The organism is uncultured Psychroserpens sp. (assembly GCF_947492715.1).
Taxonomy (GTDB): Bacteria; Bacteroidota; Bacteroidia; order Flavobacteriales; family Flavobacteriaceae; genus Psychroserpens.
In genome coordinates this window covers 916588-943132 of sequence record NZ_CANLNS010000001.1, presented here as the reverse complement: position 1 = coordinate 943132, position 26545 = coordinate 916588, and the positions used below count along the sequence as shown (strand labels likewise).

The 26545-nt window shown below is 33.5% G+C and carries 14 protein-coding genes; 12 read left to right on the top strand and 2 right to left on the bottom strand.

What is annotated here, in order from left to right:
- Positions 1 to 16 precede the first annotated feature (16 nt).
- From Q0787_RS04190 to Q0787_RS04160, 7 genes are read left to right on the top strand one after another with little or no spacing between them, the layout of a single operon-like run.
- On the top strand, positions 17 to 2569 hold the full coding sequence (locus Q0787_RS04190) for a hypothetical protein (protein WP_298900984.1): 2553 nt from the start codon (positions 17 to 19) through the stop codon (positions 2567 to 2569).
- 55 nt (positions 2570 to 2624) lie between these two features.
- Complete coding sequence (locus tag Q0787_RS04185; RefSeq protein ID WP_298900983.1) at positions 2625 to 4751, top strand: hypothetical protein; 2127 nt, start codon at positions 2625 to 2627, stop codon at positions 4749 to 4751.
- A 23-nt stretch (positions 4752 to 4774) separates the two neighbouring features.
- The gene (locus Q0787_RS04180) at positions 4775 to 7054 is read left to right on the top strand and encodes a hypothetical protein (protein WP_298900982.1); all 2280 of its coding nucleotides are present in this window, start codon (positions 4775 to 4777) and stop codon (positions 7052 to 7054) included.
- A gap of 4 nt (positions 7055 to 7058) precedes the next feature.
- Positions 7059 to 9305, top strand: a complete 2247-nt coding sequence (locus tag Q0787_RS04175) for a hypothetical protein (protein WP_298900981.1) — start codon at positions 7059 to 7061, stop codon at positions 9303 to 9305.
- Between the two features lie 2 nt (positions 9306 to 9307).
- The gene (locus Q0787_RS04170) at positions 9308 to 11632 is read left to right on the top strand and encodes a hypothetical protein (RefSeq protein ID WP_298900980.1); all 2325 of its coding nucleotides are present in this window, start codon (positions 9308 to 9310) and stop codon (positions 11630 to 11632) included.
- A gap of 22 nt (positions 11633 to 11654) precedes the next feature.
- Positions 11655 to 12191 (top strand): hypothetical protein, encoded by a 537-nt coding sequence (locus Q0787_RS04165; RefSeq protein ID WP_298900979.1) that lies wholly within the window; start codon positions 11655 to 11657, stop codon positions 12189 to 12191.
- Positions 12192 to 12198: 7 nt separating this feature from the next.
- The gene (locus tag Q0787_RS04160; RefSeq protein WP_298900978.1) at positions 12199 to 13287 is read left to right on the top strand and encodes a hypothetical protein; all 1089 of its coding nucleotides are present in this window, start codon (positions 12199 to 12201) and stop codon (positions 13285 to 13287) included.
- 13 nt (positions 13288 to 13300) lie between these two features.
- Here the strand turns inward: Q0787_RS04160 and Q0787_RS04155 are convergent, their stop codons facing one another.
- Both Q0787_RS04155 and Q0787_RS04150 read right to left on the bottom strand, forming a co-directional pair.
- Positions 13301 to 14101, bottom strand: coding sequence for a M48 family metallopeptidase (locus tag Q0787_RS04155; protein ID WP_298900977.1), 801 nt, complete (start codon positions 14099 to 14101; stop codon positions 13301 to 13303).
- Positions 14102 to 14104: 3 nt separating this feature from the next.
- Positions 14105 to 14653: a sigma-70 family RNA polymerase sigma factor gene (locus Q0787_RS04150; protein ID WP_298900976.1), complete on the bottom strand. Its 549-nt coding sequence runs from the start codon at positions 14651 to 14653 to the stop codon at positions 14105 to 14107.
- Between the two features lie 169 nt (positions 14654 to 14822).
- Here Q0787_RS04150 and Q0787_RS04145 point away from each other — a divergent pair, with 169 nt between their 5' ends.
- The 5 genes from Q0787_RS04145 to Q0787_RS04125 all read left to right on the top strand — a co-directional run bounded on the left by Q0787_RS04145 (position 14823) and on the right by Q0787_RS04125 (position 26365).
- A complete protein-coding gene (locus Q0787_RS04145) occupies positions 14823 to 17129 on the top strand; it encodes a PKD domain-containing protein (RefSeq protein WP_298900975.1) in 2307 nt (768 codons plus the stop codon).
- Positions 17130 to 17320: 191 nt separating this feature from the next.
- Entirely contained in the window at positions 17321 to 19954 is a 2634-nt protein-coding gene (locus Q0787_RS04140; RefSeq protein ID WP_298900974.1) for a T9SS type A sorting domain-containing protein, read from the top strand.
- Positions 19955 to 20040: 86 nt separating this feature from the next.
- The gene (locus Q0787_RS04135; protein ID WP_298900973.1) at positions 20041 to 21318 is read left to right on the top strand and encodes a S8 family serine peptidase; all 1278 of its coding nucleotides are present in this window, start codon (positions 20041 to 20043) and stop codon (positions 21316 to 21318) included.
- A gap of 200 nt (positions 21319 to 21518) precedes the next feature.
- Positions 21519 to 24272 (top strand): CHAT domain-containing tetratricopeptide repeat protein, encoded by a 2754-nt coding sequence (locus Q0787_RS04130; RefSeq protein WP_298900972.1) that lies wholly within the window; start codon positions 21519 to 21521, stop codon positions 24270 to 24272.
- A 335-nt stretch (positions 24273 to 24607) separates the two neighbouring features.
- Positions 24608 to 26365, top strand: a complete 1758-nt coding sequence (locus Q0787_RS04125; RefSeq protein ID WP_298900971.1) for a helix-turn-helix transcriptional regulator — start codon at positions 24608 to 24610, stop codon at positions 26363 to 26365.
- The last annotated feature ends 180 nt before the right edge of the window (positions 26366 to 26545 follow it).

Here is a 26545-nt window from a genome sequence, read left to right as displayed (position 1 = left end):
ATAAACACACAATATCATGCTTTCATTATTAGATAAAATTGGAGTTCCAGGACTCCCAGACGTAGAAATATTTAGAGATCATAAAAAAGACAATATATTTTATGCTTTAAGATCCACACCAGTTGTGGCAAGAGATCAAGATGGAAAACCTGCTTTGAGTTATAACTTTTTCTCAAGAAATGCAGATATAGCCTACGCAAGTAGCTCCAATAAAGAACTCGTTGAAACCCAATTAGGACAGTTACTGGTTACAGTCGATTTATCCTTGTCTAAAGAGGAGCATAAAATTGCAACGACTTACTTAAAAAAGATATTAAATCAAAAATCGCATGCGTTCGTTCGTCGCTATCATAAACGTTACAAAAGAGCAGTGCCAACAAGGAAAATTGAACCTATTTTAACCTATCCAGGAACTTGGAAAGACGGAACAGTAAGATTAGAAATATTGGAAGGGCTTGGTGATACATTCAAAAAAAGTTCTAGCTCTGAAGTTAAACCATCCTTAACAGCCTCTAACTCGGCTGCAGTGTATGCCACATTTGGTGTGGAAGGTGCCCAACTCATGTTTGATGCGCTTTCAAAAGGATTTAAAACAAAAAAAGGAACTGATGAAAAAACACCCATTCAGGCAATTGTTAGATACGATTTAAAGGGGTATGCTCATATTCCAAATCTTGAAGTAAAAGTTAGGGCTAAAGGAACTCAAATATATGAGTTTTTACAAACCCAAAAAGAAACTTATAAAAAACACATTCAACAAGGAAAAAGAACAAAAACTAAGAAGTTTTTAGGTGTGACGTACTCTAAAAAAACAACAACCTATGATCATAAGGTTGATGTTGATAAAGAAGATATCAATTCGTTAGTAGAGCAAATGATTGATAGAAAAGTTGTTAGAATTGAAATAACCGATTATGGAGATATGGCATCTAATAGTGCCGAGAAAAAAGAAGTAGAAGATAACTTAAGAAAGTCTTTAATGGAACTCATCTTTGGGACCATAATTAAATCATTTTTTGAAACCGCATTTATAGGAGATAGTAAGGATGAAGATGAAGGAGAAGAGGGTGCATCAACTGGTACGAGCATACAACCAGATTCTGATTTAAAGCTAACTCATAGAGATAAAAGAGTTAAGAATCAAGACCATTACTACTATTTTAGAAATGATATTAAAAAAACTAGTGTATCTGATATCAATTTTCATTTTAAGAAAAATGGAGTTGTTGAGTTTTTAAGATACCCTAATGGAACATTGTCTGTTCAGCTTACAGAAAGTGAACGTAAAGCAGCTGTTCGATATATCGATGTAAGTAGTCCAGAAGTACAAATGCTTGAGGTTCAGGTAAAAGTGAATGCCGATTTCGTTCTAGATAATATAGACTCTGTTATTGTAAATGTGAACTACAAACAAAAGGATCATAAATCTGGGATTGTACGCCAAAATGCAAAGTCATTCTTGTTCGAAACAGGGGAAGAAGTTTTCACTTTTAGAGTAAGTATGGCTAGAAATGCAAAGGGAGAATTAGTTGATTTTTACAATGCTGAAGCCAAAATATCATATAAAGGAACTGCCGATGCACCACCACCAATACAGCTTAATAATATTAGTGATCGTGTTCTTAATGTGTCTTACGATAAGTTAGGGTTTATAACAACTCAGGTGACTGCCGGTGATATCGATTGGACAATGGTTAAAGAAGTTGTTGTTGACATGGAATACAAAGCTGAGCCTAACAAGCCAGATTCAAAGAAGCAAATTCGTTTAAACCAAGAGTCTCTTTCAGATACGTGGAAATGTTTTATGTATGGTCATGAAGATAAATCATATCGCTACAAGAAAAAATGGATCTATTTAGATGGTACGCAAAGCGAATCAGATTACATAGAAGACACGAGAGAAGTATTATCAATTGATGATGATCTCGTGGGAAGAGCAAAAGCCTCTTTTGATGTGTTAATGGATACTAATTCTGTAACTACGGCAAAAGTTGAAATCATCTATGAAGATAAAGCAAATGTCATTACAGAAGAATTTTCAAAATGGTTTACAGGTTCAGAAACTTGGGATTGGAGTATGCGACTTCGTGAAGGCGCTACAAATTCTTTTAAGTATCGTCACTTTGTACAATATGTAGATGGTTTGGTCGTGACATCAGATTGGGAAGTAGCCAAAAGTGATGAGGATATTCCGCCAATAGATCTTAAACGTCACAGACAAGCACTAACTATTGATGGAGGCTTGTTAGATTGGACCAAATGGAAAATGGTTTACGCTACAGTAAGCTATAAGGATACCAACAATAACTACGAAAAGCAGGATACCATCCGCTTAGATCAAAGCGACTTTCTAAAAACATTTGAGATTCTGTCTTTTCATCCTGGAGGAAATGAATTCGAATGTACGTTAAAGTATGCTGGAGATGGAAAGGTAGTGGATATACCTATGGAAAAAACAAAAGGAGGCATTCTCATTTTAGAAGACCCAGAAGGCAGCGATGAGCCTATTGAAGATCCATTGCCACCAGTTGAGCCAGGTACAGAAGATCCAATTGTAACACCTCAATAGGTCTTTGCTTAATTATAAGAGATCATCGCCTAATAATCATATAAAAATTTAATTCATGTCAATTCAGAGGAAACCAAGAGATATAAGATCAAGAGTAGCAGCTAAAAGTTCACAGAACCCAGCTACGCTGAAAGGATTAACGCAAATTAATCCTGTAAAGATGCAGTTTCAGGCCTATAACGCAAAGTTATTTACTCAAGTGCATGCTGTGCTCATTCAGCCTATAACAAATACTTTAAATTCAGCTCCCTCTGGTGATGGTGTATATGAATATAATAGGAAGAAATACGGAAGGCCGAAATTTAGGTTTAAACTTCAAACTACTGAAGAAAAAATACCAGGAGAACAGGCATTACGATTTTCTGAAGGCGATAACGAAGATATACATCTCAAAATAATTATAGAGGCTTATCGGGATGAACCTAATGTTATTCCGTTGGCTTATAGAGAACTTAAAATTAAATTTCATTATGAACATAATGGAGCAACTAAAACAATTCCGTTAACGATTACCAAAACCAATCCAATTCAAGCATTAAATGTTTCAAATCACATTTACGCACATGCTTTAATTAAAGCAGACGTTAAAGACGCCATTTATAAGGCATTTACAAGCCCAAATATTTTGGCCAAGTTTGAAGTTCTTGCAGACGTATGGTGGCAAAAGCCTCCATTCACAATAAGAAAAGCGAGAAGAGCAATTGACCCAAGAACACGTAAACCGATACATGTTGCAGCGAAAAAGGTTAAAAACAAAGATGTAAAGCCTCGAAAAGTTGTTGTAAAAACGGAGTTGTTTAAGCATGTCGAACCAAATGATCCTGAGGTGTTTGGAGGAATCTTCTCCAATCTTGAAATTCAAGACTATAAATGGACACTTGCTAATAAAGCTAGTAATAATGAAGATCATTCATTTTATTATAGATTAACAAATGATCCTAATAAGGTACTCTTCTTGCCTCAAGTTTATAGAATAGCCGTTGATAGACTCGGTCAACCAATGGTGGATATTAATCTATATAAAATAAAAAATGAAACTGAAGCCTATGTGTATCGTATTAAGGTGATCTTTCATATGATCCCTTATTTTCATCCGAAAGCTAAAAAAGATCTAATGCGCGAATTAAGCGATAGATTTGGAGGTAAAATTAAATATGCTCAAGACCTTCGACTTGAAGGTTATAAAGAAGTAAGTTTTGTAATAGAAGATAGATTTTTAGACGATGATCCTTTATCTGGTAAATTTAAAAAAGAACTCATAAATATAGATCCTGTTAAAGGGTTTGCCATTACAGGAGATTTTAGTCTAGAGTCTTTTGAGGTTTTTAAAAGAGAACTTTTACGAGGAGCTGTTAATATTGGTAAAATATTCTTTGAACTTCAAGAAAAAGAAGAAGGCGAAGATATTATCACAAAAAGTAAACCGATTAATGTTGAATTAAACTTAGAGAAGTTACAAAATATTCACCTTGATACTGAAATGCTTATTTCTAGCAACGGACAAACTTCTTGGCCATCAGGTTTTAAACTCATTAATAAAACAGATATACCATTAAAACTCGAAGGTGTTGAACTTACCTTACTTTCAGTAGATGAAGAAAAAAAAGAAGTGCACCATGTTGATAATGACCTAAAAACAACCATAAGAGAAAAAAATTGGCCTTTAATTGAACCACAACAAGAGGTGGATATTAATCTTGACGGCACATCTGTTGATTCTATTCCTGATAAAAATATGGTTTGGACAGCTCTGGTCTGTGAACCTTACGGAGTGCGAGCAGATATTAATTCAGAAGTTATAATGAATTCTGTTATAGATCGTGCTTCAGGAGATTCAGAAATTTGGAATTTAAAGGTGCTCTGTCCACCATTTAAAAATTGGAGCACACTTTCGGAGGACGAACGCTTACTATATATGAACGTGATTAGCTTACTTATCGAAACAAGATTAAAAGATGATCCCAATAATACATTTTCTATCGTATTAAATAAAGACCAACCCGAAGGTGTAATAAAAATGTCAAAAACAGCAAGACAATTATTACAATCCATAGACTTTGATAATAGAAAATATGACTACAGGATCAATACTGTAACTACTTCTTCAGTGAATGAAGGAGAGTGGCAAGAAGCAGGAAGTATGTATACAGACTTTCTCTATGTATTTCCTCCTAAACCATAAACGATAAACAAAAAACATTAGATATGACAACTTTACCACAAATAACAGTACTCGACGATATCATTGCATATCCAGACGATGAGAACCCAAATATGTTTTACCTAGCGCGTTCAACACCACAGATTAGAATGGATGGTGATATGCCTATTTTTAATGGCCTGTTTTGGACAGATAAAGCAGATGGTGCAGATAATTCTACAGCAGGCTTAGCTGGAGGATATATCAATTTTGATATTAACCTAGGGATTTCCGAAGAGGAAAAAAGAAAAGCGGCAGCAAAGTTGAAAAGTATGAAAATACAACAACAACGCCGACGTGAAATTGTAAAATTAGAAAAAGAACGTTTGGGCTTAATTGCTCGGGCCAGAGGCGAGGATAGAGTCCCTGAGCCAGATGTGCCTCGAGTAGGAGAAATTACGTTTGGGGCTTTAGAGTATACCGATGGTACTGTGACACTTCTTGAAGAGAAAGAAGGTGGTTTGGTGTCTTGGTCATCTGCAGGAGGACCAGCAAGTTTAATTGGCGATAATAATGCTGCCTTTGCCATTCGTTTAAGTCCAGACGGAGCAGCTGTTTGGTATAAAGCATTGCAGCAAGGCGATAAGGCTATAAGTACGCGATACGATTTAAAGTTTAGACTACGCTTACCAAGTTTAGAAATAAGAGCTTGGGCAGGATCTACGCAAACATCACAAATTGATAGAAAAGTAGACCGCGTTTGGAAAAATCAAGATCAAGGTTGTTCAGATGCAGATGTAGAACGTATAGATGTTTCAAGTGTTGTAGAAACAATGACAGAAGAAGGGCTTTTGAATATTGAAATTAAAAAAGGTTCTACCGAAATATCAGACGAGCATGTAAGTGAGTTGAGAGATATGGCCATTAAACTAATCGAAGAAAAAGTAAAAGAAATTATTAAATCTCGAATTCATGGTATGACTCAGGAGGAACGCAAAACCTCTATGATTGAACTGATGAAGGAAGAGGTAAAATCGTTTGTTGAACTTCGTTTTACTCAGCGTGATGTGGTGGAATGGAAAATGGCACCTCAAGCAACGATTATGAACTTTTTAGAAGGTGTTTCTGAAGCTAACAAAAAGAATATTACTAAGGTGGTTGATTTGGCAGATGATATTGTTGGAACCGTTGAAATCCCATTACAAGTAAATGCGCCATGGGAAGAAGCACCATTCGTATCGTCAGTAAAAGTAATATCGGAGTATCCTTCGGCTGAAGAATCAAAATCGTGGTTGTTTGATAAAAATACCACTAAAAATAAATGGCTGTTTAGACGACCTAAAAAAGACGATGCCGTCGTAAAATACACCTCAGAGGTGTATTTTAAAGGGGTTTCAGAGCCACTAGTTATACCAGTAAAAGAGACCAACGGATTAATAAATATTGAAGTTGGAAAAGTAGGATTGATGGTTGCTAATTTTAAGCCACATTCAACGTTAAACTCACTATCTGGAGATAATAAAGTAATTAATATTCAAGTGGATATTAATTATAAAAATGAAAGCGATTCAGATCATTTTAAAACAACGTTGTTGTTTACACCAGAAGAGGTTGATGGCAAAAAACTAGAGCGTGCTATCTATAAGCATATTGATGCGCCTATAGAATATACCGTAACCTATTTCAGTAAAAATGGGAAAGTCATAGAAATGCCATCTCAAAAATACTATTTCACCCAAAACCAACCTGGAGATATATTTACACCAAATCCATACGAAGACACCCTAGAAGTAGATGTCGAGTTAGGAATGTCGCCAGATCAGAGCTTGAAAAAAATCATTGTAGAGTTTCAGTATAAAGATGAAAACAATCAATTTACAAGTGAAGATAAAGTGGAGCTTGCTGCCGAGGATGATTGGGAACCAGTAACGGCTAAATTAGTTCAATTAGATAGAGATATGCAAGAATTTAGATATCGCTATAAACTTGTAGGAGATAATTTATTTTCGAAAAGTGGTTGGGTTGATAGTTCAGGAGATCAAACATTAATACTTCCTATTTTACAAGTTGGGATTGATGTGAGTCGATTAAAAATTGGTGAAAAGTACCAGAATGTTGTCCTTGAAATGGCTTACAAAAATGGGACTCAAGATATAAGACATCAATTTTTTCTTAACTCAGAAAGCGCTCAAAAGCCACTAAATTGGTTTATTCCTAGAATTGATGAAGGACATGATTCGTACAATTATTCATTGACTTTATATCCAGAACAAGGAGATCAAATAGAAGTTGAAAACCTTGAAGGGAAAGGCAAATTTTTAATCATTAAAGACGTAAATCCATAGTATCATGTTAAGTTATCAGCCACCATTTATGGACGTGGGGAATCTCACAATTTTTAGAGATGATAGAGACTCTGAAACATTCTATTATGTTAATATACAGCCTTGTATCGTTGAAAAAGCAGAAGGACCAGCAATTTCGGCATATACAATTTTGCCAGAAAGTAGTACAGACCAAGAGATTAATCAGGTCATGGATACGAGCTTATCTTTAGAAGTTTCCTTAAAAGCCTCAGAGCAAATTTTAGAAACCGCAAAACTCCAAATTAAAGAAAAGTGGGGAATGGATGCTAAACGCCTTATTCCAGCAACAGTAACAGATGGGAAAGTTTATATGGTTTTGGCATCGGCTGGAGAAGAACCTGACCCAAAAGACTGGTATGTGAGTTCTGGAATTTCGCCATCAATATTTGGTGACAATAGAGCAGCATTAGTTGTTAAAACATCTGGAGAAGAGGCTAAGCGACTCGTCTCTGCTTTGAATGAAGATGTGGTAGCAGGACACGTGTATTATGAACTGAATATGCTCGGAATAGCTCCTACATTTAAAGCGCGAATGCGTATTAAATGGGAACGTATTTACAAGCACTTTGAAGATATGAAAGTCAAGAACCTCATATTCTTTAGAGAAGAAATTAGCAATACTCTAGACGATTTGAAAGAAACCAGTTTGGTTGAAATGGAAATTGAAGAACTCGATCCAGACGTTACAGAATATGCTTCAAAAACATTATTAAATGAATTAAAAACAGAAGCAATTAAACGCTTGTTTAAACCTTCGGTGCCACCATTGAGTGCGAGTAAAAAAATAGAAAACCGATTAGCTCATGCTGTGGGTATGATTCATTCTTCAATCATTCCTGGGTCACACTACATTTTAAGAAACAACGATGAGGTTCAAACTAATGAACTCATTGTAGATCTTAGAGAACGCAAGGTTAAAAAGTATCCATTTTACCCTCAAGCTTTGCTATCTAGTATGATTGAAAACGTTGGAGGATTAGGAGATAGACTTAAATGGATTAAGTTAGATAAGATGCCATTTAGAACTGAAACTGTAACAGTAGATATTGCAGTGGACACGTTTAAAATTGATAATATCAAAACCGTTAAAATAGATTGTGTTGTTTGGGATGAAACCAATAATGAAAAAGAAAATGAGCACACCTTTATATTTAATAAATCCGAACTAGTAAAAGGAACTTTTAAGTATACAAGGCAGCATGCAAATACCTATAAATACAGTTATAAAACTACAATTTACTTAGATAATGAAGGAACAGGTTTGCCTGCTCAGATGGAAGTAGATTGGAAGGAAACAACATCAGAGTTTATATATTTTAATCCTACCGAATATTTCGAAAATATAAAACTTCAAATAGGAATAGATGATACATCCATCTTTAAAAACACACACCTTATTGAAAGTACAATACATGTTAAAGAACGTGATACTGACAAAAAGATTTTGAGCCAGTCGTTTTTACTAAAGGAAGATGATAAAGACCAAAAACTATTATCACTCCTTTATAGTAAGTTGCATCCCGTTAAAATAGATCTGCAAATTATCTATTACATCGAAGGATCTCAAGAATATGTTTTAGACTTAGATGATCATCAGGACTTTAATTTCTTTATTCCTAACCCCTTTGAAAATAAGTGGTCTGTAGAATTAATGAGCAAAGTTGATTGGGAAAAAACTTCAAAGATAATTACCGAAATCCGTATTTGGGAGCATACTAGAAAAACTTGGATTCAAGAGAAGTTTAATTTCACTAAAGACCTTAATACACATAGCTTGGCGGTTGTCACAAGTCTTGATACTCCAAAAGAGGTTTTAGAATATAAGGCTACAGAAATTACAGTTGATGGTACAATTAGGAGAGGTGCTTGGAAAGCACATAACGGACCAATTTTAATGATAAAGGATAACGTTAAACCTGAGCGTACAATAAAAGCAAAGCTCATTGAGGCGCCCAGCTTTGAAGACTATGAGATTAAAGAAGTTCGTCTTACAATAATGTACGAAGACGAGGAGAACAACATTAAAATGAGTTCAGACGATTCTAAGAAGTTAGAATTTAATGCTGTTGGAGATATCATCACATTTACTCATGACATGATTGACGCTTCTGCAACTGATTACAAGTATAGATTAAAGGTAAAAAGTGAAAGCGGAGACCGTTACAAATCAAACTGGAAGACCTCTAGTTCTGAGCAAATAGAAATAACCATTCCTGAAAACATCTGGTAATTATGTTAGATTTATCAAAACCATATGGTACATATAAAAACATCTTGTTCTATGGAGATCATGAGCAAGAAAATATTATATACTTTTTACCTAGCGAAGTAGGGTTAGCCCCAATCATCTCAGATAATCCAGATCAGGAACGAGCCTACGACTTTTTTCTGCAAATATTTAAAGAAGGTAGAGCAATTAAAGGCGGACTTGAAGAACTAGAAGATTCTGCAGGAGCAATAATGTCGTTAGGTGTACAGTGTATTGCTAATGATAGACATTTACAAGAGGCTAGGCAAATACTGATAGATGAATATAAAGTACAAGAAGATTTTATTTTCACACCACCAGAATGGTATGATGGCTCAATAGATTTAATTGTTTTAGATGCCTCTACTGAAAATGAAGATTTAATTAACGAAGAGTCCTTTGTTGAGAGTGTTATTGGATCTAAAAAACCTTCATTATCTAGTAGTGATCTAAAGGCTGTATTTAATGTGAGATTAGATAGAAAAGGAGCGAGCTTAATTGCAGCAACCTTAAAGGGAGACCGAAGCTCTGTAGCTGGCGTGCTGTACGATTTAAAACTTAAAGCTATGCGTCCTGCTTTAGACATGACTATAGAAGCAGATTTAGATCGATGTCATACGAAAGTATCTCATATGGTAGCGGCAGGCGCGGCCATAAAATATGGAGAACTTACGGTTTCGGCAAAGGCCGAATTTGAATTCATTAAAGAAAAACTGATAGAAGATGGAGATATAAAAGTAAATATCATATCTCAAGTTGTAGATGCCGATATGAAAAAAATGGTAGATGACATGGTAAAGGAATTTACAGATAAAGTAATGCGAGAACTTTTCAGGCCTTACGTGTCTCCAGAAATTCCAGACCTCCCAGATGGAGCACCAAACCCAACTCCAGGTGATGGCATTTTGATTGGAGTAGCTTATAAATTTCAAAGAAAAAAACTATTTCATAACAAGAAAATATTTGTGGATTACCGTCAAAGATCTGCCACTATAAAAACGCATAATCCGCAATCACATCTTTGGTTAATGGGAAATCAGATTAAAGATGATTTAGAAAATTATACACAAACCGTCACCTTTGGGGATTTATGGAGAGAGCAACATTTAGAAACAAAAATGCTTCATGATTTTGAAAACGATACCAATGATTTATTAAGTGCCGAGGTTCTTATTTGGAGAAAGAAAGATGGAAAAAATGCAGTATCTCAAACGGAAGGATTTGCTATTCCAAACGATGCTGTTCCATTAATAAGTTACACGACAACGAAAGACGATCAAGAAAAACACAATATTGCCTGGATTACCGAACCAGATGAACCAGCAGGATATTATTATCAGGTGAAATTTACGTATCGTGATGACTTAGATAATATGAGCTCACCAGTAAGTATTTTTAGTAAGGTGATTTTTAGCACATCACAAGACTTAATTATTATTCCTCAAGTGCTAGCTCCTTTAAAGGCATTCACTTTTAAATACGGAAACATAGACAGTACCAAAGTTGGTGGTGTAGATATTTATATAAAAACGAAAGATCAAAACGGAAAACAAATTAATCAAGAGATACTTACGCTTTCAGATGCAAATAAGGAAGAAGTTTGGAGAATTAGAACCCATCCGCATGATGAAGCTACTATAGAAGAAGAACGTCATTTTCATTTTTTAGATGGACGTCCTACGCTTAAACAGAACCCAGCTGCACTCATTGATGAAGAAGCCATAGTGGCTGACCCTTTCGAATTTAAAAACGCACATATCATTCCTGTAATTACAGGAAACACAGAGGACTATTTAGAAATATTGTTACAAATAAATTATAAAGCTCCTAATGATGATTTTGAATTTAGTCAATTATTTAGAGCAAAACAACCAGAATTCACACTTGAAGAAATTACAATTCCTGTTCTTAATAAAGGCGACGAGGTTGACTATAAATTCACTGCGATTACCAAAGAGGGAGATTTAACCCATTTAGAAGAAGGTAAAACAAAAGGAGGTCCGCTCTTATTGAAGCCTAAAGTGAAAAAACAAGATAATACTTTAACCGTGACTTGGGAAGGGCCAGGTTTAGAAAACGAAGATCTAGATTATGTTAGAATGGAGTTTAAGTTAGAAAAGGAGGATGGTACTATAATAGTCTTAGATGATGTCGAATTCACAAATGAAGAAGAACCAAGTCCAATAGATTTTGTTGTAGAAGACGAAGGAACCTTATTTATGAGAGTTATTAAACGCTATATAAATGGAAACAAAGAAAAAGGAAAATTTAAAGAAGTGATAACAAAAGAAATAACAATAAAACCTTAAAAAAATGGAAAATGTAGTAGATATGTTAGGCGGCAAACTTTTAAGTTATGGTGTGTCGGGATTTGCATTGTTGATGATAGGATTTACCTATTATTTAATGAAAACAGAGTTAAAAAGAGAAGAGCCAAGACAGATTGCCGTTAAGACAATTTGGATGTTTATGGGTTTAGTGATACTATCCACTCTTGTGGTTGGATTTTTTAGTTTGCCTCTTGCAAATAAAAATGAAGAACTCAATGATGAAGTAAATAACCTAACTGTAGATATGTCTAAGTTAATGGCGATGCTCACTAAATATGAGTATGCGTTAAATGATCTTGCTTATAAGTTAGATAATGCTAAAGATCCAAGTCCAGTAGGACCTCCCAGACCGCCTAGATTTAATGGCCCTATAACACTAGACACGTCACTTATTGCTAAATATGTAGACTATTCTAAATTGACAATGCCTAAGACTTACAAAGTTCAGGAAGTAAATGCTTCAGTTAAAGATAAACTTAAACAAGATGTGGGAAAAAAAGTAAATCTATCTGAACTACAGCCCGTTATTGATCAATAAGTATATAATGAAAAAGTATGTGATTTTAGTTGCCGGATATGAATACCACAATGGGAGAACTAATATTGCGACCATTGCAAAAAGAAGAGCGGCGTTTTTAATAAGACAACATCGTGCTTGGCGCACAGATCCTAACGTGAATTTTATTTTATTTGATGTTCGTCATGGACGTGTAGATAAAGGTACAGTAAATAATGGCGCTATACATTGGACTCTGGAAAATGACAGTTTTGATGCCATAGATGATGCGACACATTATTCGGAAGAACGAAAGTTTATTCAGGCCAACACCAACGTGATATCTATTACTGATGCTTATTCATATATTCAAAACATAGGAAAAAACGAACCAGGAACGGTTTATGAATTTTCTGTTTTAGGTCATGGCTGGAGGGGAGGCCCCGTACTTGTCAATACATTTGAAAGAGACGAGTTTAAGACCAATGGGTCACAATCTAGAACACGTGATCCATGGGATAAAGACGGGCGAAGAAAAGATACCAATGTGATTAATATGGATTTCACAAGATGGTTATATTATAAAAATGCTTTTGCAAATAATGCTTATGTATGGGTTTGGGGTTGTGCGGCAAGTAGACTTTATAAAAAAGTTATTCAGAAGGTATTGCGTTCACCACAATTTAGAGCAAAACGCTATGGAAGACATTTAGATACTGATACGTTTGACCTATCCTTTACCCAAGAATTTGCAGATAGGAATTTTGCCTACGACCCCTTATTTTTCTTTAGATCAAGAACACCAAGTACTACTAATACCAGACGATTTTCTAGAACACTATTGGAAGTGAAGGGCTTCTTAATTAGAGGTATGGTACATACCTATTCTGGTCAAATGGCTCACAATACTAAAGTTAAAACTTATGCAGCTTTACCCGGAACTGGCTCAGATTATGAGCGTGGTGGAGCAAGCGGTAGAAGGGTTATGGTAGTCCCAAGAAATAGTAGTGTTTATGGATATAGTTTTAATCAAATAGTACGATTCTATAAAACGTATTTAAATGTTACCGAAGACCCAGATCGAAGAGGATATGCACTATACGACCCAGAAATCATTAAAAGCTGGAAAGGGAGGTGAGTTAATTTTTAGATTAATTCAAGGCATTTAATAAACGAATAGCTTTTTCATGATTAAAATATCCTTCGTTTTTTGTGAGTATCTTTAAGTTGAAAATTGCTTTACCTTTTTCATCTTGCTTTAAGTGTAACAAAGCCTTAAACCAATAGGCTTTGTGAAAATCTATAGCATTACTTTTTTCTAACTTATCTAAGTGTTTTAAAGCAGTATCGTACTGCTGAAGATTTAAATTAGATACTGCTTTATAGATTAAAATATTTGGATTACCTGAATCATCGGTAATGGCATCGAAAAGCTGTAAAGCTTCAGTATATTTTTCTTCTTTAAATAATGTTTCGGCTTCAATTAGAGTATTAATATTGCTACTTTTTGTTGCAAATGATGGTAAATCTTGAGTGCTGTAGTATTCATTAAAAAGCTCATTTGCAGAGGTGTTTGAGTTAAAAAAATAGTTAATACAAAGAGCTAGCAATAGAACGGCTGCAATGCTTGACACGAATTTTAACGGCTTTTTAATTGTTTTAGGCGCTTTGTTCTTAAACTTAGTTTCCGATGATTTTACTTTCTTAGAAAATGATTGTACATCGTCATTACTAAAAAGTAGACGCGCTTCTTTTAGTTTTTCTGTGTCACTTCCTAGCATAGGCCAGTTACTGTCATCATAAATAACATTCATGTTTTCCAGTATCGAAACCATATCATCTAACTCAGCATTATCTTCCCGGTCTTGCTCAAAATCTGCAATTTCCTTTGCTGTCATTAGACCATCAAGATATTTCATAATTCTATCATCGATATCTTTGTTTAAGCTCATTATTTATAATTTAAGATTAGAATATCTAGAATCCTCTTTAATTAATTGGGTTAATCTTTTTTTACATTTAAAAACTCTTTGTCTTGCCACCGTTTGAGATGAATAAGAAAACCGTTTAACAATACTTTCGTAAGAGTTTTTTTCAAATATCATTTTTAATATCACCTTGCATTGTTTTGAAAGTAACTCGAACTTTTCTTTGTACAATTCCCATTGACTGTGCTCTAAATAAAAAGAGGCTAAATTTAGTTCTTCACTTACTAGAGGAAAAACATCTGTATTTGTTACCTTCTTTTTAGAGTTTTCTCTTTTCCATAGATTTTTACAAACTGTAAATAGATAGTTGTCAAATGATTGTATGTTTATTTTTTTCTCTTTGAGTTTTACATATAGAATTAGTAACGCATTGTGAAACACATCTTCAGCATCTTTTATACTGCCGCTTCTACTTGTAATATAATGCGAGACATACGTAAAATTCGTAGTATAAATATGATCAAGGGCTTTTGGGTTTCCTTCTAAAAACTGACGAATAAAATCATCATTTTTCATATAACAACAATAGGTTGATAATTAATTAGGTGTAAGTTAATTAAAAATGTTGGGTAACAAAAAACCCAAAACCCCTCTTACTTATGAATCGATTCAATTTAGCTTGAAGGCGAAATCTGAAAAGCCTTATTTCAATAGAGTAAGAACTAATTTATAAACCAATTTAATTATGAAAAAAAATTATTTGATAGCCGTATTAGGCTTTTTATGTTGCTTTTACTCATTTGGTTTCTCTAATCTAGAGTCATTAAATGATGCGGCAATTCCAAATATTAAAGTTGATCTCGTTGAGGTTGAAGCTGTTTGTAATGACACTAATGATTATACATATAATTTTAGAATTGATTTATGTTCTATACATACACCAGATGGAAACCCAGTAGATTTTCATGGTTATATCAGACCAAATTCAGATAACACTTGGGTGTATTTAGGCGTGCCAAATTTGGTAGATAGTAACGCATTAATTTATGAACTTACATTTAATACTAATACACCTTTTAGTGTAGAAACATGGATTATGCAAGGGTTTTATGATTATACAGATCCAGGAACAATTGAACCTTGGTTTGGATATGATTTTTGTGCAAGTCATCGTTTATTTGAAATGCCAGAACCTATTGGAGATTGCTCATCTAGCGCATGTGACTGCATTAATGGAGGAGAAATCTATTACTCTGTTGATGCATGTGATGCTTCGTTTCATTTTAGTGGGTTTGGTATAGATGGTTGCGCGACCTTAATTCAGGAATTTACATGGAATTTTGGGGACGACTCATTAGAAGAAACAACTACGGGGTTACCTGTTTCTACAAGTCATTCTTATACTGAAAATGGAAGTTATACTGTAACAGTTTCTTTTAATCTACAAGATAATGTTACAGGAGAATTATGTGAGGTCACTTATGACGTAGATATTGAAATCACAGATTGCGACAAAGTATGTACAGACGAGCCATATGTGGAGCCACATTGGGAGTTATGTGAGACGAATAATGTATGTGAGTTAGACTCTTGGCCAATCCGCGTTTTAGATGGTAATACGCCATTGTTATTACTAGATGGATATACGTTTTCATGGACATTAAATGGTGTAGAGATTAGTACATCAGATATTTTATATGGTGCCGTAGAGGATCAAACTTATGAGGTAACGGTAACATATCCAAATGGTTGTGAATATACCATTAGTTATTTGGAAGTATGTTGTGTTCCAGAAGCTGTAACGATTACAGCCAATGGAGAAGACATAACCGATACGTTAACTTATACGATTCCATGTGGAGAAAACTGTGTTACAATTAATGCGACCAATGTAGAGAACGCAGTGTACAATACCTCAGATCCAGTATTAACGGATTTAAATGGGTTATTCTGTGTACCACCAGGGAGTTCTTTAACGAGTTTTACGGCTAACATCACAGGTTTCGATACGTGTGGAGATCCTTATAGTGAAAGTGTAACGGTGTTGATAGAGCAGGATTGTTGTTTGGATGATATTTCCGTAGTATTTGATGAATGTCCAGATGAAGAAGTAGCAACATTAGCTTCAGTTAATGGATTAGAATCACGAGCTACAAATACGATAGTTAGTAAGTCGGATGCAGAACGTGCATTTACGATATTAGAACGTTCAAAGGAAGCGTTAAAGGATTGTGATCCATGTGAGTCAGGAGTTGTATCTACTACAGTGGTTGATAGTAATGGAGATCCTATTACAAATTTTGAAACGATTAATGTGTCATGGGCAGGAAACCCATCAGGTGTTGACGTGAATACGAATCAATTTTTGGTATATGTTGATGTGTTGTATACAGTTACAGTAACTGTAATAGATCCAGCAGGACATGAATGTGTTTACACCTTTGATTTTATTTATGAATGTGAAGACGATTGTTTATGTGACGACCAAAACATAATCGATTTTGGAGTGACATATATTACCGATTGTTTGTATTTCATAGGAGCATCTACCGATGTTGGTTGCGCCTCAAGCGATATTATTGAAGAAGAATTTTCATTTACAATAAATGGAGGAACTCCAATAGTGACGACTGGAAATGGAATTTACCAAACACTAAGTAATGGAACCTATAATATTACAATGACTTGGACTATTACTGATGCCAATGGATGTGTTAATACGGTAACAGAATCTGGAACTTTTCAATTAGATAGGGACGGTTGTGAAGGCGTGAGTGATGGGCCTGTTAAATCTAGACAACGCTCTGAGGTTACAATACATCCTAATCCAAATAAAGGGCAAATGGATATTAACGTTGATGTGGGAGACAGTTCATTTATGGAGTTAGAAATCTATAGATATGACGGCTTATTAGTTAAAACCATCAATAAAGAGGTAAGCAATAAAGATGCTTTAAATTTTAGCTTAAACTTAAATTTACCATCAGGTTTGTATCTGTTCAACTTTAAAACGGCTAATGGAATAATAACGAAAAGAGTTGTTATAGAATAAGCCCTTTTTAAAGTTTAAAAAGCGTGATATTAAAATCCGATTTATTTTACATAAATCGGATTTTTTTTTAAACGTTCCAATTCTTTGGGTAACAAAATAATCTATTTGCCTCTTAACTATAAATAGTTTAAGGGCAGTATCCGAAAAGCCTAATTCAATAGAGTAGGAATCAACCAAAAATTACTTTTATTATGAAAAAAACAACGATGCACTTCTTGCTAGTGTGTATGCTATTTCTTTTTAGCAATATGCTACATGCTCAAGATTTTGAAAGCTGTTTCGAAACTGCACAATCAATGTTTGATTTAACAGGAGCTGATGGAGAGGCCGATATTGGACATTGCTTTGATGGTGATCCACCATTTGATGATGTGTCTTCAGATGGAACTTTAGACAATGGTGTTGATTGCTACTTAGATTTACTGTATGATTGCGAAGGTGAATTTACGCATCAAGAAATTGTAGATTATAGTTATGGATGTGATAATGGAGACATAGAACCAGATATATGGCAAGTGTGCGATGGATCTGGAGGAGGAGGTCCATATACGCCTGCCGATCAGGTGGCTATGTTAGAAACAACCATAGCTTTTGCAAATGAGCATGCTCCAATTTGCCCAGATACTGGAGAGCCGAAGGTCGTGGAAGATATCGAATTTTATATTGGATGGACAAGTGATGTTAACAGCTGCTATTGGGTACAAATAGCATTAAAATATGCTTGCCTCAACTGTTGTCCTCCAAGTATTTCTTCTCAATTTACAATCGATGAATACGAGTGTTTAGAGGATACGTATAATGTCACAGTTACTGCAAACGATCCTGTGCCTTCCCAATGGTGGAGAGTTTATGAAACGAGTGTCGAAGGACAAACGAGTGACGCAGTGACCATTGGTTCTGCATCAAATATTCAAGGAGGAACAAGTACTACTTTTACAGGGCTCGACCCAAACAAGTTTTACTATATTAAACATGGTGTGTGGATACCCAATTGCTTTACATGGCAGGAAACACGAAAACCACTGGATAGTGGGTGTTGTACTCCAAAACCGATAACCATTACTGCCAATGGTGTCGATATTACAAATACATTAACCTATACTATTCCCTGTGGGGAGAGTTGTGTCACCATAAATGCTACAAATGTAGAGAATGCAATTTATAATTCGTCAGATCCTGTATTAACCGATTTAAATGGTCTTTTCTGTGTGCCTGGAAGTTCATTAACAAGTTTCACTGCTAATATTACTGGGGTAGATTCTTGTGGGAATCCATATAGTCAAAATATAGCCGTTAATCTAGAACAAGACTGCTGTCTAGACGAGCCATATGTGGAGCCACATTGGGAGTTATGTGAGACGAATAATGTATGTGAGTTAGACTCTTGGCCAATCCGCGTTTTAGATGGTAATACGCCATTGTTATTACTAGATGGATATACGTTTTCATGGACATTAAATGGTGTAGAGATCAGTACATCAGATATTTTATATGGTGCCGTAGAGGATCAAACTTATGAGGTAACGATAACATATCCAAATGGTTGTGAATATACCATTAGTTATTTGGAAGTATGTTGTGTTCCAGAAGCTGTAACGATTACAGCCAATGGAGAAGACATAACCGATACGTTAACTTATACGATTCCGTGTGGAGAAAACTGTGTTACAATTAATGCGACCAATGTAGAGAACGCAGTGTACAATACCTCAGATCCAGTATTAACGGATTTAAATGGGTTATTCTGTGTACCACCAGGGAGTTCTTTAACGAGTTTTACGGCTAACATCACAGGTTTCGATACGTGTGGAGATCCTTATAGTGAAAGTGTAACGGTGTTGATAGAGCAGGATTGTTGTTTGGATGATATTTCCGTAGTATTTGATGAATGTCCAGATGAAGAAGTAGCAACATTAGCTTCAGTTAATGGATTAGAATCACGAGCTACAAATACGATAGTTAGTAAGTCGGATGCAGAACGTGCATTTACGATATTAGAACGTTCAAAGGAAGCGTTAAAGGATTGTGATCCATGCGAGTCAGGAGTTGTATCTACTACAGTGGTTGATAGTAATGGAGATCCTATTACAAATTTTGAAACGATTAATGTGTCATGGGCAGGAAACCCATCAGGTGTTGACGTGAATACGAATCAATTTTTGGTATATGTTGATGTGTTGTATACAGTTACAGTAACTGTAATAGATCCAGCAGGACATGAATGTGTTTACACCTTTGATTTTATTTATGAATGTGAGACCAAAGAATGTGATGGATTAACAGCACCTAGTAATTTACAAGCTATTGGAAGTGATTTAACATGGGATCCTGTGCCTGGAGCAGTGTCTTATATTATTAGTTCGCCAAGTGTAATCAAGATAGAGTGTTGTAGATTAGGAGTTTCTATTGCGCCAATTACAACCACATTTACAACGCATACATTGCCTTTAAGTTTGCAGAGCAAGTGTTTTGTATGGCAAGTAACGGCAATATGTGCAGATGGAACAACCTCACCAGTGTCAACTCAGGCTTGTCATTTGCCAACACTAAGGTTAGCAGATGATACAACGTCTAATGACAAGGTTTCAATATATCCAAATCCAAATAAAGGACAAATGGATGTAAGAGTTGAGATAGAAGGGATTTCATTTGTTGAATTGAAGATTTATAGATATGATGGTTTATTGGTTAAGACCATCAACAAGGAGAAGTCGGGCAAAGGGGTTATCGAATTTGGTTTAGATTTAAATCTGCCAACTGGCCTGTACCTATTTAATTTTAAAACCCTTAACGGGGTAATAACCAAAAGAGTTGTTATTGAATAACATACTTGTAAGAGAGTTTCGGTTTGATACATATCAAGCCGAAACTTTTATTTTACCTAAACAATATTAATTTAAACAATAAAATTATGAAAAGCATATTAAGATTTTTATCAGTATTAGCGCTGATAGTTATATGGAGTTGTGAAAAAGAAACAATAAGTGAAGAAAATATCCATAGTGAAAAAAACAGAGTGTCAAACCATAGAAATGGAAACAGTACTGGAGGTAATGAATTAATCATTTTGTATCCTGAGGGAACAACAAATTTTGAAAAACAACAAAAACGAATAGAATATGGTGTGACTGAATATAAGCAATGCAAATGCGCAGATGAAAATCTTGAGTTGTGGATTTTTGATGAAAGTAATACGAACAATATAAATATTGAGGAGAAAAAGGAAACAGCGAAAGTAGATGAAGAAATTGAAGGAACAGATCTTAATCCAGTAATTAGTATACCTCATGATCAATTGGCATTCAATTTTAACTCCTTTGGAGTCTTAGATGATGCTGTTACTAAAGTTGTTGCCCTTAATCAAAGTATTACTATTGCCGTATTAGATACAGGGATTAATTATCACTACGACGGATTTTCGAATTCGTTTTTATATAATGCCAGTGAAGATGCTTGCATAGATAACAATAGCGAAGAATTATTTGGTTGGAATTTTGTTGAAAATAATAATGATCCGTTTGATAATCACTTGAGTATGCACGGAACAGTTGTAAGTCATATTATAACATCAAATTTAGATAGTAATAATGTGCCTTATCAATTGCTACCAGTAAAAATTGCCAATGAAAACGGAAACATAAATTATTTCGATGCGCTATGCGGATTTCAATATGCTACTAAAAAACGAAATATTAAAATAATAAATATGAGCTTTGGATGGTATAATCAGGATTATGAAATTCTGAATAAGTTTATCGATACTGTTGAAGATGATATTTTAGTGGTTTGCTCGGCTGGTAATGAGCATCAAAACAATGACCACGAACCGCATTTTCCATCATCTTTTGAATCTGAAAATGTTCTATCAATTGCTGGTTTGTCTGGAAGTTTTAATACAGCTACAGGTCCTTCTAGTCCAGGAGCAATTGGCTTATCAGACTTCTCCAATTTTGGAAACATTTCAGTTGATGTGGCAGCAATAAGTGAGAACATTCCGTTTGTTTATAATAATGAAACTTATTATTATAACGGGACCTCTTTTTCAGCAGCTTATGCATCATTTTATAGCGCCTATCATTACCAAAATGGGATGTCTGCTCAAACTTTAAAAAATCAAGTAATAGCAAGTAGTATTTATATACCTTCATTATTCAAAATTAAGCATTCGGCATTTTTATATGTAGATTGATTATAGCACAGTTTAAATTAAAGTTTAGGTAAATCTTACATTTAAACTCAAAAGAGGAGTTTAACCGCTCCTCTTTTATTTAAACAACTTATTTTCAGTGTTCTAAAAAAGAGGCTGTGAATTTTTATATGAAGTCTATCTGCGATATTTGACTGTTTATTTATATATTAATGATTTGAACTTTAAATCTAACTTGCTTAATGTTTTACAAAGGTTTTTTTGTGGTATTATGTTGTTTTTGGTCGTGCGGTTTAACGGCTCAAAATGATAAATCTCTCTTAGATATTTATGAAATACTATGTGAGAAAGAAGACTTAGATATACATAAAAAACAACAACTATTAGACAGTTTAATACATGGCAAAGAAGATAAGGTTAATCAGGATAAACTTGCACGTATATATCATTCTTTGTTAAAAGGGTTTTATAGAAAAGATCTTGACAAGTCTATTGCTTATGCTTTAAAAATTGAAAATATTGGAAAGAATATTCCCGATGAAGACGATTTTTATTTAAAGAATGATAAAAATCTTGTTAACCTATACTATAAGAAAAAACAATATAATAAATCTATCATATACGGAAAAGCATTCCTAAAAAAACACCCAAAGGAAACCGTTAGACAGGCAATAATATATAGAGTTTTAGGAAATTCTTATTGCGATCTTGGTGATTTTAACGAAGCTATTTCATTTTATAATAAAGCCATATATATTCTCAAAGAACGTGAAGATTATAAAGAAGAGGGGCGAACCCTCATTAATCTTCTAGATACGTATTCGAAAATTGACAATAGAAAATTTAAAGATGAAGTCCTACAAATTATTAAACGAATTGATAAACTTAGCCTAGAATATGAGTTTAAAAACACCGATATTATAACAAAAGAACTAAATGCAGGATCATTTTACGACGAGATTGGAGCATATGAAAACGCTAAATTTAGATACTTAAAATCTCTAGAGTTATCTCGTGAGTTATCAGATTCATTAAATATATGTAATTCACTTATAAATTTAGGAATAACAAATAGAAAAGATAACAACCTAAAAGAATCTCGAAAGTTTTTCAATGACGCATTACCTTATGTTAATGATAACGAAAAGAGAGCATCATTATACAATAATTTGGCAGATTTGCATAAAGAGGAAAAAGACTATGAACTTGCCCTATCTTATTATAATGACGCCATTTCAGAATTTCTTCAAACCGAAAACACTAATGTTTTTGATATTCCAAATTTTAATGCACTTCATGCTGTTAACGATAAGGTAGATGTATTGGGTTATATTATAGATAAGGCTAACATTCTAATGTTAATAAAGAATGAAGCCTTACAAACCAAATATTTACAATTAGCACTGAAACTATATACATTATCAGACCAAATAGTAGATGTTATTTATTTTGAGAGTAGAGAAGAATTTTCAAAATTACTTTGGAGAGAAGAAGCATCAAACTTCTATTTAAATGCTACAGAAGCAGCCTATTTATTAAACCAACCAGAAACTGCTTTCTATTTTATTGAAAAAAGTAAAGCCTTATTATTATTAGAGAATATTACAACTAGTAAAGCCAAGGTCTTAGCTCAACTTCCCGATTATTTAATTCATAGAGAATATGATCTTATTGGTGCAATTAAAAAGGTAGAAGAACAACTGTTTTTATTAAAAAAATCACATCAGGATATTAAAATAAGAGATAGCCTAAAAAACGAAGTGTTCTCTAAAAAACAAACTTATATGCGTTTTATAGATTCTCTGGAAACAGCATATCCTAGATATCATAATTTTAAGAAAAAAATCACAGTATTCAACTCTAAAATGGTCCAAGAGTCTCTTAAGGACAATGAAATAGTTCTGCAATACAAACTTAGTTTAGACAAAGGTTTTGTTGTTTTGGTAACAAAATCGCATAAGGAGGTATTCTATTTAGAAGATATGGTTTATATTAATAAGGCTTTAGATCAGTATGATGGTCTTATTAGAAAGCCGTTTGTTGATTACAAAGATCAACAGTACTTTAAAGATATATCTCATAAACTTTATCTTAACCTGTTCCCTTTTCTTAAAAACAACAAAGACATCTTTACCAATAAAAAGTTAATTATAATACCTGATAGTAGATTAAACTATATTCCTTTTGAATCGTTTATAACAAATAAAGAGCAAGATTTAGCGTCTTCATATTTAATAAATTTTTGCGAAGTGAGTTATGCGTATTCATATTCATCATTAGCAATTTCTCATAATGAGGAATTTAAGAATGATTTCTTAGCTATTAGTCCTTCGGTTTTTAAAGACCGTTCCTTACCTAATTTATTTATTTCAGAAAGCGAAACTTTAACTATTGAAACAACATTAAATACACGCATGATTGTTAATGAAGCAGCAACAAAGCATAAATTTCTTAGTGAATATGGCAATTCAAAAGTAGTTCATATATCTACACATGGAGGTGTCTTAAATAATCAACCTTGGATATCTTTTAATGATCAAAAACTAATGCTAAATGACATTTATTTTAAAAATCAAAAATCAAATTTAGTCGTACTTAGTGCCTGTAAAACGTCACATGGAGAACTTAAAAAGGGAGAAGGCGTAATGAGTATAGCTAGAGCATTTATTAATTCGGGATCTAAAAGTGTGGTGTCTTCACTCTGGGACATTAATCAACAATCAACAAACGAAATAATAACTACATTTTATTCAAACCTTAAGGAAGGCGATTCTAAATCTGAAGCCCTCAGAAATGCGAAAATATCATATATAAACAATCATAAAAACACGAGTGAAGCTTCTCCTTTTTATTGGAGTTCGTTAGTATTAACTGGAGACACAACTCCTGAGTTTGACAATCATAGAAATGTATACTATATCGTGATTGCAATTCTAAGTATTGGTATTTTATTAGTTGTGTTTTTTAAGTTTAGAACGCATAATCATAATAGATGATATACGTAATTCGTTAATAAAAAAAGTCCAACATTGCTTTTAAACTTTTGTTTGCTTCCCCTCATAATATACTATCGAACCTTAACGCCCTGTTTTGTAGAGTTGTTTGTTTTTTAAGTTTTTAATACCAAAAATCGTTTTTGTGCGTTACTTTTAGCGGTTATGAACTACTATAAGGTGTATCAATCTCCCATCAAAATAACCTATGACTTGGGATTAGAATTTCAAAAAAGATCTTTTAATTTATTTAGTAATAAAAAGTTTCATTTAATCACACAATGTTGGCTAAATTTAAATTATACTATTTCTATATTACTTACAAAAAGCAATTATCAATGAAAATTATTAAAAAGGAAATGTGCTATTTAACCCAAAATATTAATTGGTTGACGTTCCTTGTTTTTACGTTTTTATTTTTTGAGTATTCATACTCTCAGCAGAGAATTGACGAATATAAATATTGGTATGACAAAGCTCAAAATACTGAACGTGTCAAAAATGACAGTACAATATTTTATGCTGAAAAGGCAGTTTTATACGCTAAAAACAGATGTGATTCTATTAGGGCAATACACCTAAAAATAAATAGTATTCATTATGCAGAACAATATACAGAAGCAAGATCACAATGCCTTAAAGTCATTGATTTTTTAGAAAAGAACTTAAATAAGGAGAATGAGAGTTGTTTTATAGATATGAAGTCAAAAATTCTAGAACGGATTTTTTACGTAGAAAAAAATTTAACCAACTACTTAAAAGCACTTGAATACTTGGAAAAAAACAAGCAAGTGATTAAGGATTATCAACAGTATTTTCCAAGCTATTATTTTAACATAAAAATGCAGGAACTCAATATAAATCTTGAACTTTTTAATTATGATAAAGCTCGAAAGATATTGGCGGAAATGTTGAAAGAAGAGAATAAAAAATTAGAAAAAGAATATACCGGTGTTTATGTTTACTCAAACTTACTACAACTACATATTGAATACTTTAAAAGAGACCCTAGCAATATTGCATCTTTAGATTCAGCTCATTTTTACAATAAAAAAAGACATGGTTTGCTGAAAATTTTAGATAAAGACATTGCTTTTGCAGATATGTGTTACTTCTTAAGAGAAGGAAGTATAGCATTTTATAGAGAGAATTATAAAATGGCCATAGATCATTTTAGAAAAGCACTAGCTATTAGTGCTCGCAAAAGGCTTAAAACAGAAATTGACCCGTACTTTTATATGACTCAAGCTTTTTTTGAATTGAACCAGGCAGATTCTACATTGTACTATGCAAATAAAACATTAGACAATCAAAATACAACTTACAAAAAAGAAGGATCTGATATAAAATTGAAAATGTATCACATTCTTTCAAAACAATACAAAAAAATAGGGAAAGATTCACTGGCTTATATCTATGCAGAGAAAGAGTTATCCGAAACTCGTAAAAAGAATGTTGAAGAGTTAGATGGATTACAAGAACTTTCTAAAATAGATATTAATGAAGTGACCAATACTTACATTGAAAATCAAAAATCAAAAGACAATCAAATTCTATATGGAAGTATTGCCTTTGCCTGTATGATTATTTTTGGAATTGTTTTTTTCCAACATACACGTTTAAAGAATAAACGAAGATTTAATTCTATTTTAAAGGAAATTAAGAATAAAGACAAAACAGTTTCTTCTACACAGACAAAAGCGAATTTCTCAAAATCTACCTTAGATATTAAACCAGAAACCATTACTAAAATTTTAGATGGATTACAGAAACTAGAAAAGAAACATTATTTTCTAAAAAGTGAGTGCAATAGCACTAATGTTGCAAAAAAATTAAAAACAAATACAACATATTTATCTAAGGTGATTACGATTCATTATCAAACTAATTTCAACACCTATATTAACGACTTGAGGATTAATTATGCGCTTGAAAGGCTGAAAAACGATTCTCTTTTCAGATTGTACTCCATCCAGTCCATCTCAGAAGAATTAGGTTATAAAAGTCCAGACTCATTTACTAAATATTTTAAAAAAAGTACTGGATTGTTACCTTCTTATTTTATAAAGAAATTGAACAAACAACTTGAAAGTTAACTAGCTAAATATCAGAAGTATAAACATCTTCAGAAGTGCCCTATTTTTCTAAAAATAGGGCTAAAAGTGTTGCTTTTAAGGGCTTTTTATTGGTAGTTTTAAGGGTGGAGTTAGAAATAAGAACTGCGGTACACTTCACTAAATTTTATTGATAACTCGACACATCATCAATCACAAAAC

Excerpts from the sequence above, each read along its gene's own strand:
- Q0787_RS04190 (WP_298900984.1), top strand. The coding sequence starts at position 17 with ATGCTTTCATTATTAGATAAAATTGGAGTTCCAGGACTCCCAGACGTA.
- Q0787_RS04185 (WP_298900983.1), top strand. The coding sequence starts at position 2,625 with ATGTCAATTCAGAGGAAACCAAGAGATATAAGATCAAGAGTAGCAGCT.
- Q0787_RS04180 (WP_298900982.1), top strand. The coding sequence starts at position 4,775 with ATGACAACTTTACCACAAATAACAGTACTCGACGATATCATTGCATAT.
- Q0787_RS04175 (WP_298900981.1), top strand. The coding sequence starts at position 7,059 with ATGTTAAGTTATCAGCCACCATTTATGGACGTGGGGAATCTCACAATT.
- Q0787_RS04170 (WP_298900980.1), top strand. The coding sequence starts at position 9,308 with ATGTTAGATTTATCAAAACCATATGGTACATATAAAAACATCTTGTTC.
- Q0787_RS04165 (WP_298900979.1), top strand. The coding sequence starts at position 11,655 with ATGTTAGGCGGCAAACTTTTAAGTTATGGTGTGTCGGGATTTGCATTG.
- Q0787_RS04160 (WP_298900978.1), top strand. The coding sequence starts at position 12,199 with ATGAAAAAGTATGTGATTTTAGTTGCCGGATATGAATACCACAATGGG.
- Q0787_RS04155 (WP_298900977.1), bottom strand. The coding sequence starts at position 14,101 with ATGAGCTTAAACAAAGATATCGATGATAGAATTATGAAATATCTTGAT.
- Q0787_RS04150 (WP_298900976.1), bottom strand. The coding sequence starts at position 14,653 with ATGAAAAATGATGATTTTATTCGTCAGTTTTTAGAAGGAAACCCAAAA.
- Q0787_RS04145 (WP_298900975.1), top strand. The coding sequence starts at position 14,823 with ATGAAAAAAAATTATTTGATAGCCGTATTAGGCTTTTTATGTTGCTTT.
- Q0787_RS04140 (WP_298900974.1), top strand. The coding sequence starts at position 17,321 with ATGAAAAAAACAACGATGCACTTCTTGCTAGTGTGTATGCTATTTCTT.
- Q0787_RS04135 (WP_298900973.1), top strand. The coding sequence starts at position 20,041 with ATGAAAAGCATATTAAGATTTTTATCAGTATTAGCGCTGATAGTTATA.
- Q0787_RS04130 (WP_298900972.1), top strand. The coding sequence starts at position 21,519 with ATGTTTTACAAAGGTTTTTTTGTGGTATTATGTTGTTTTTGGTCGTGC.
- Q0787_RS04125 (WP_298900971.1), top strand. The coding sequence starts at position 24,608 with ATGAAAATTATTAAAAAGGAAATGTGCTATTTAACCCAAAATATTAAT.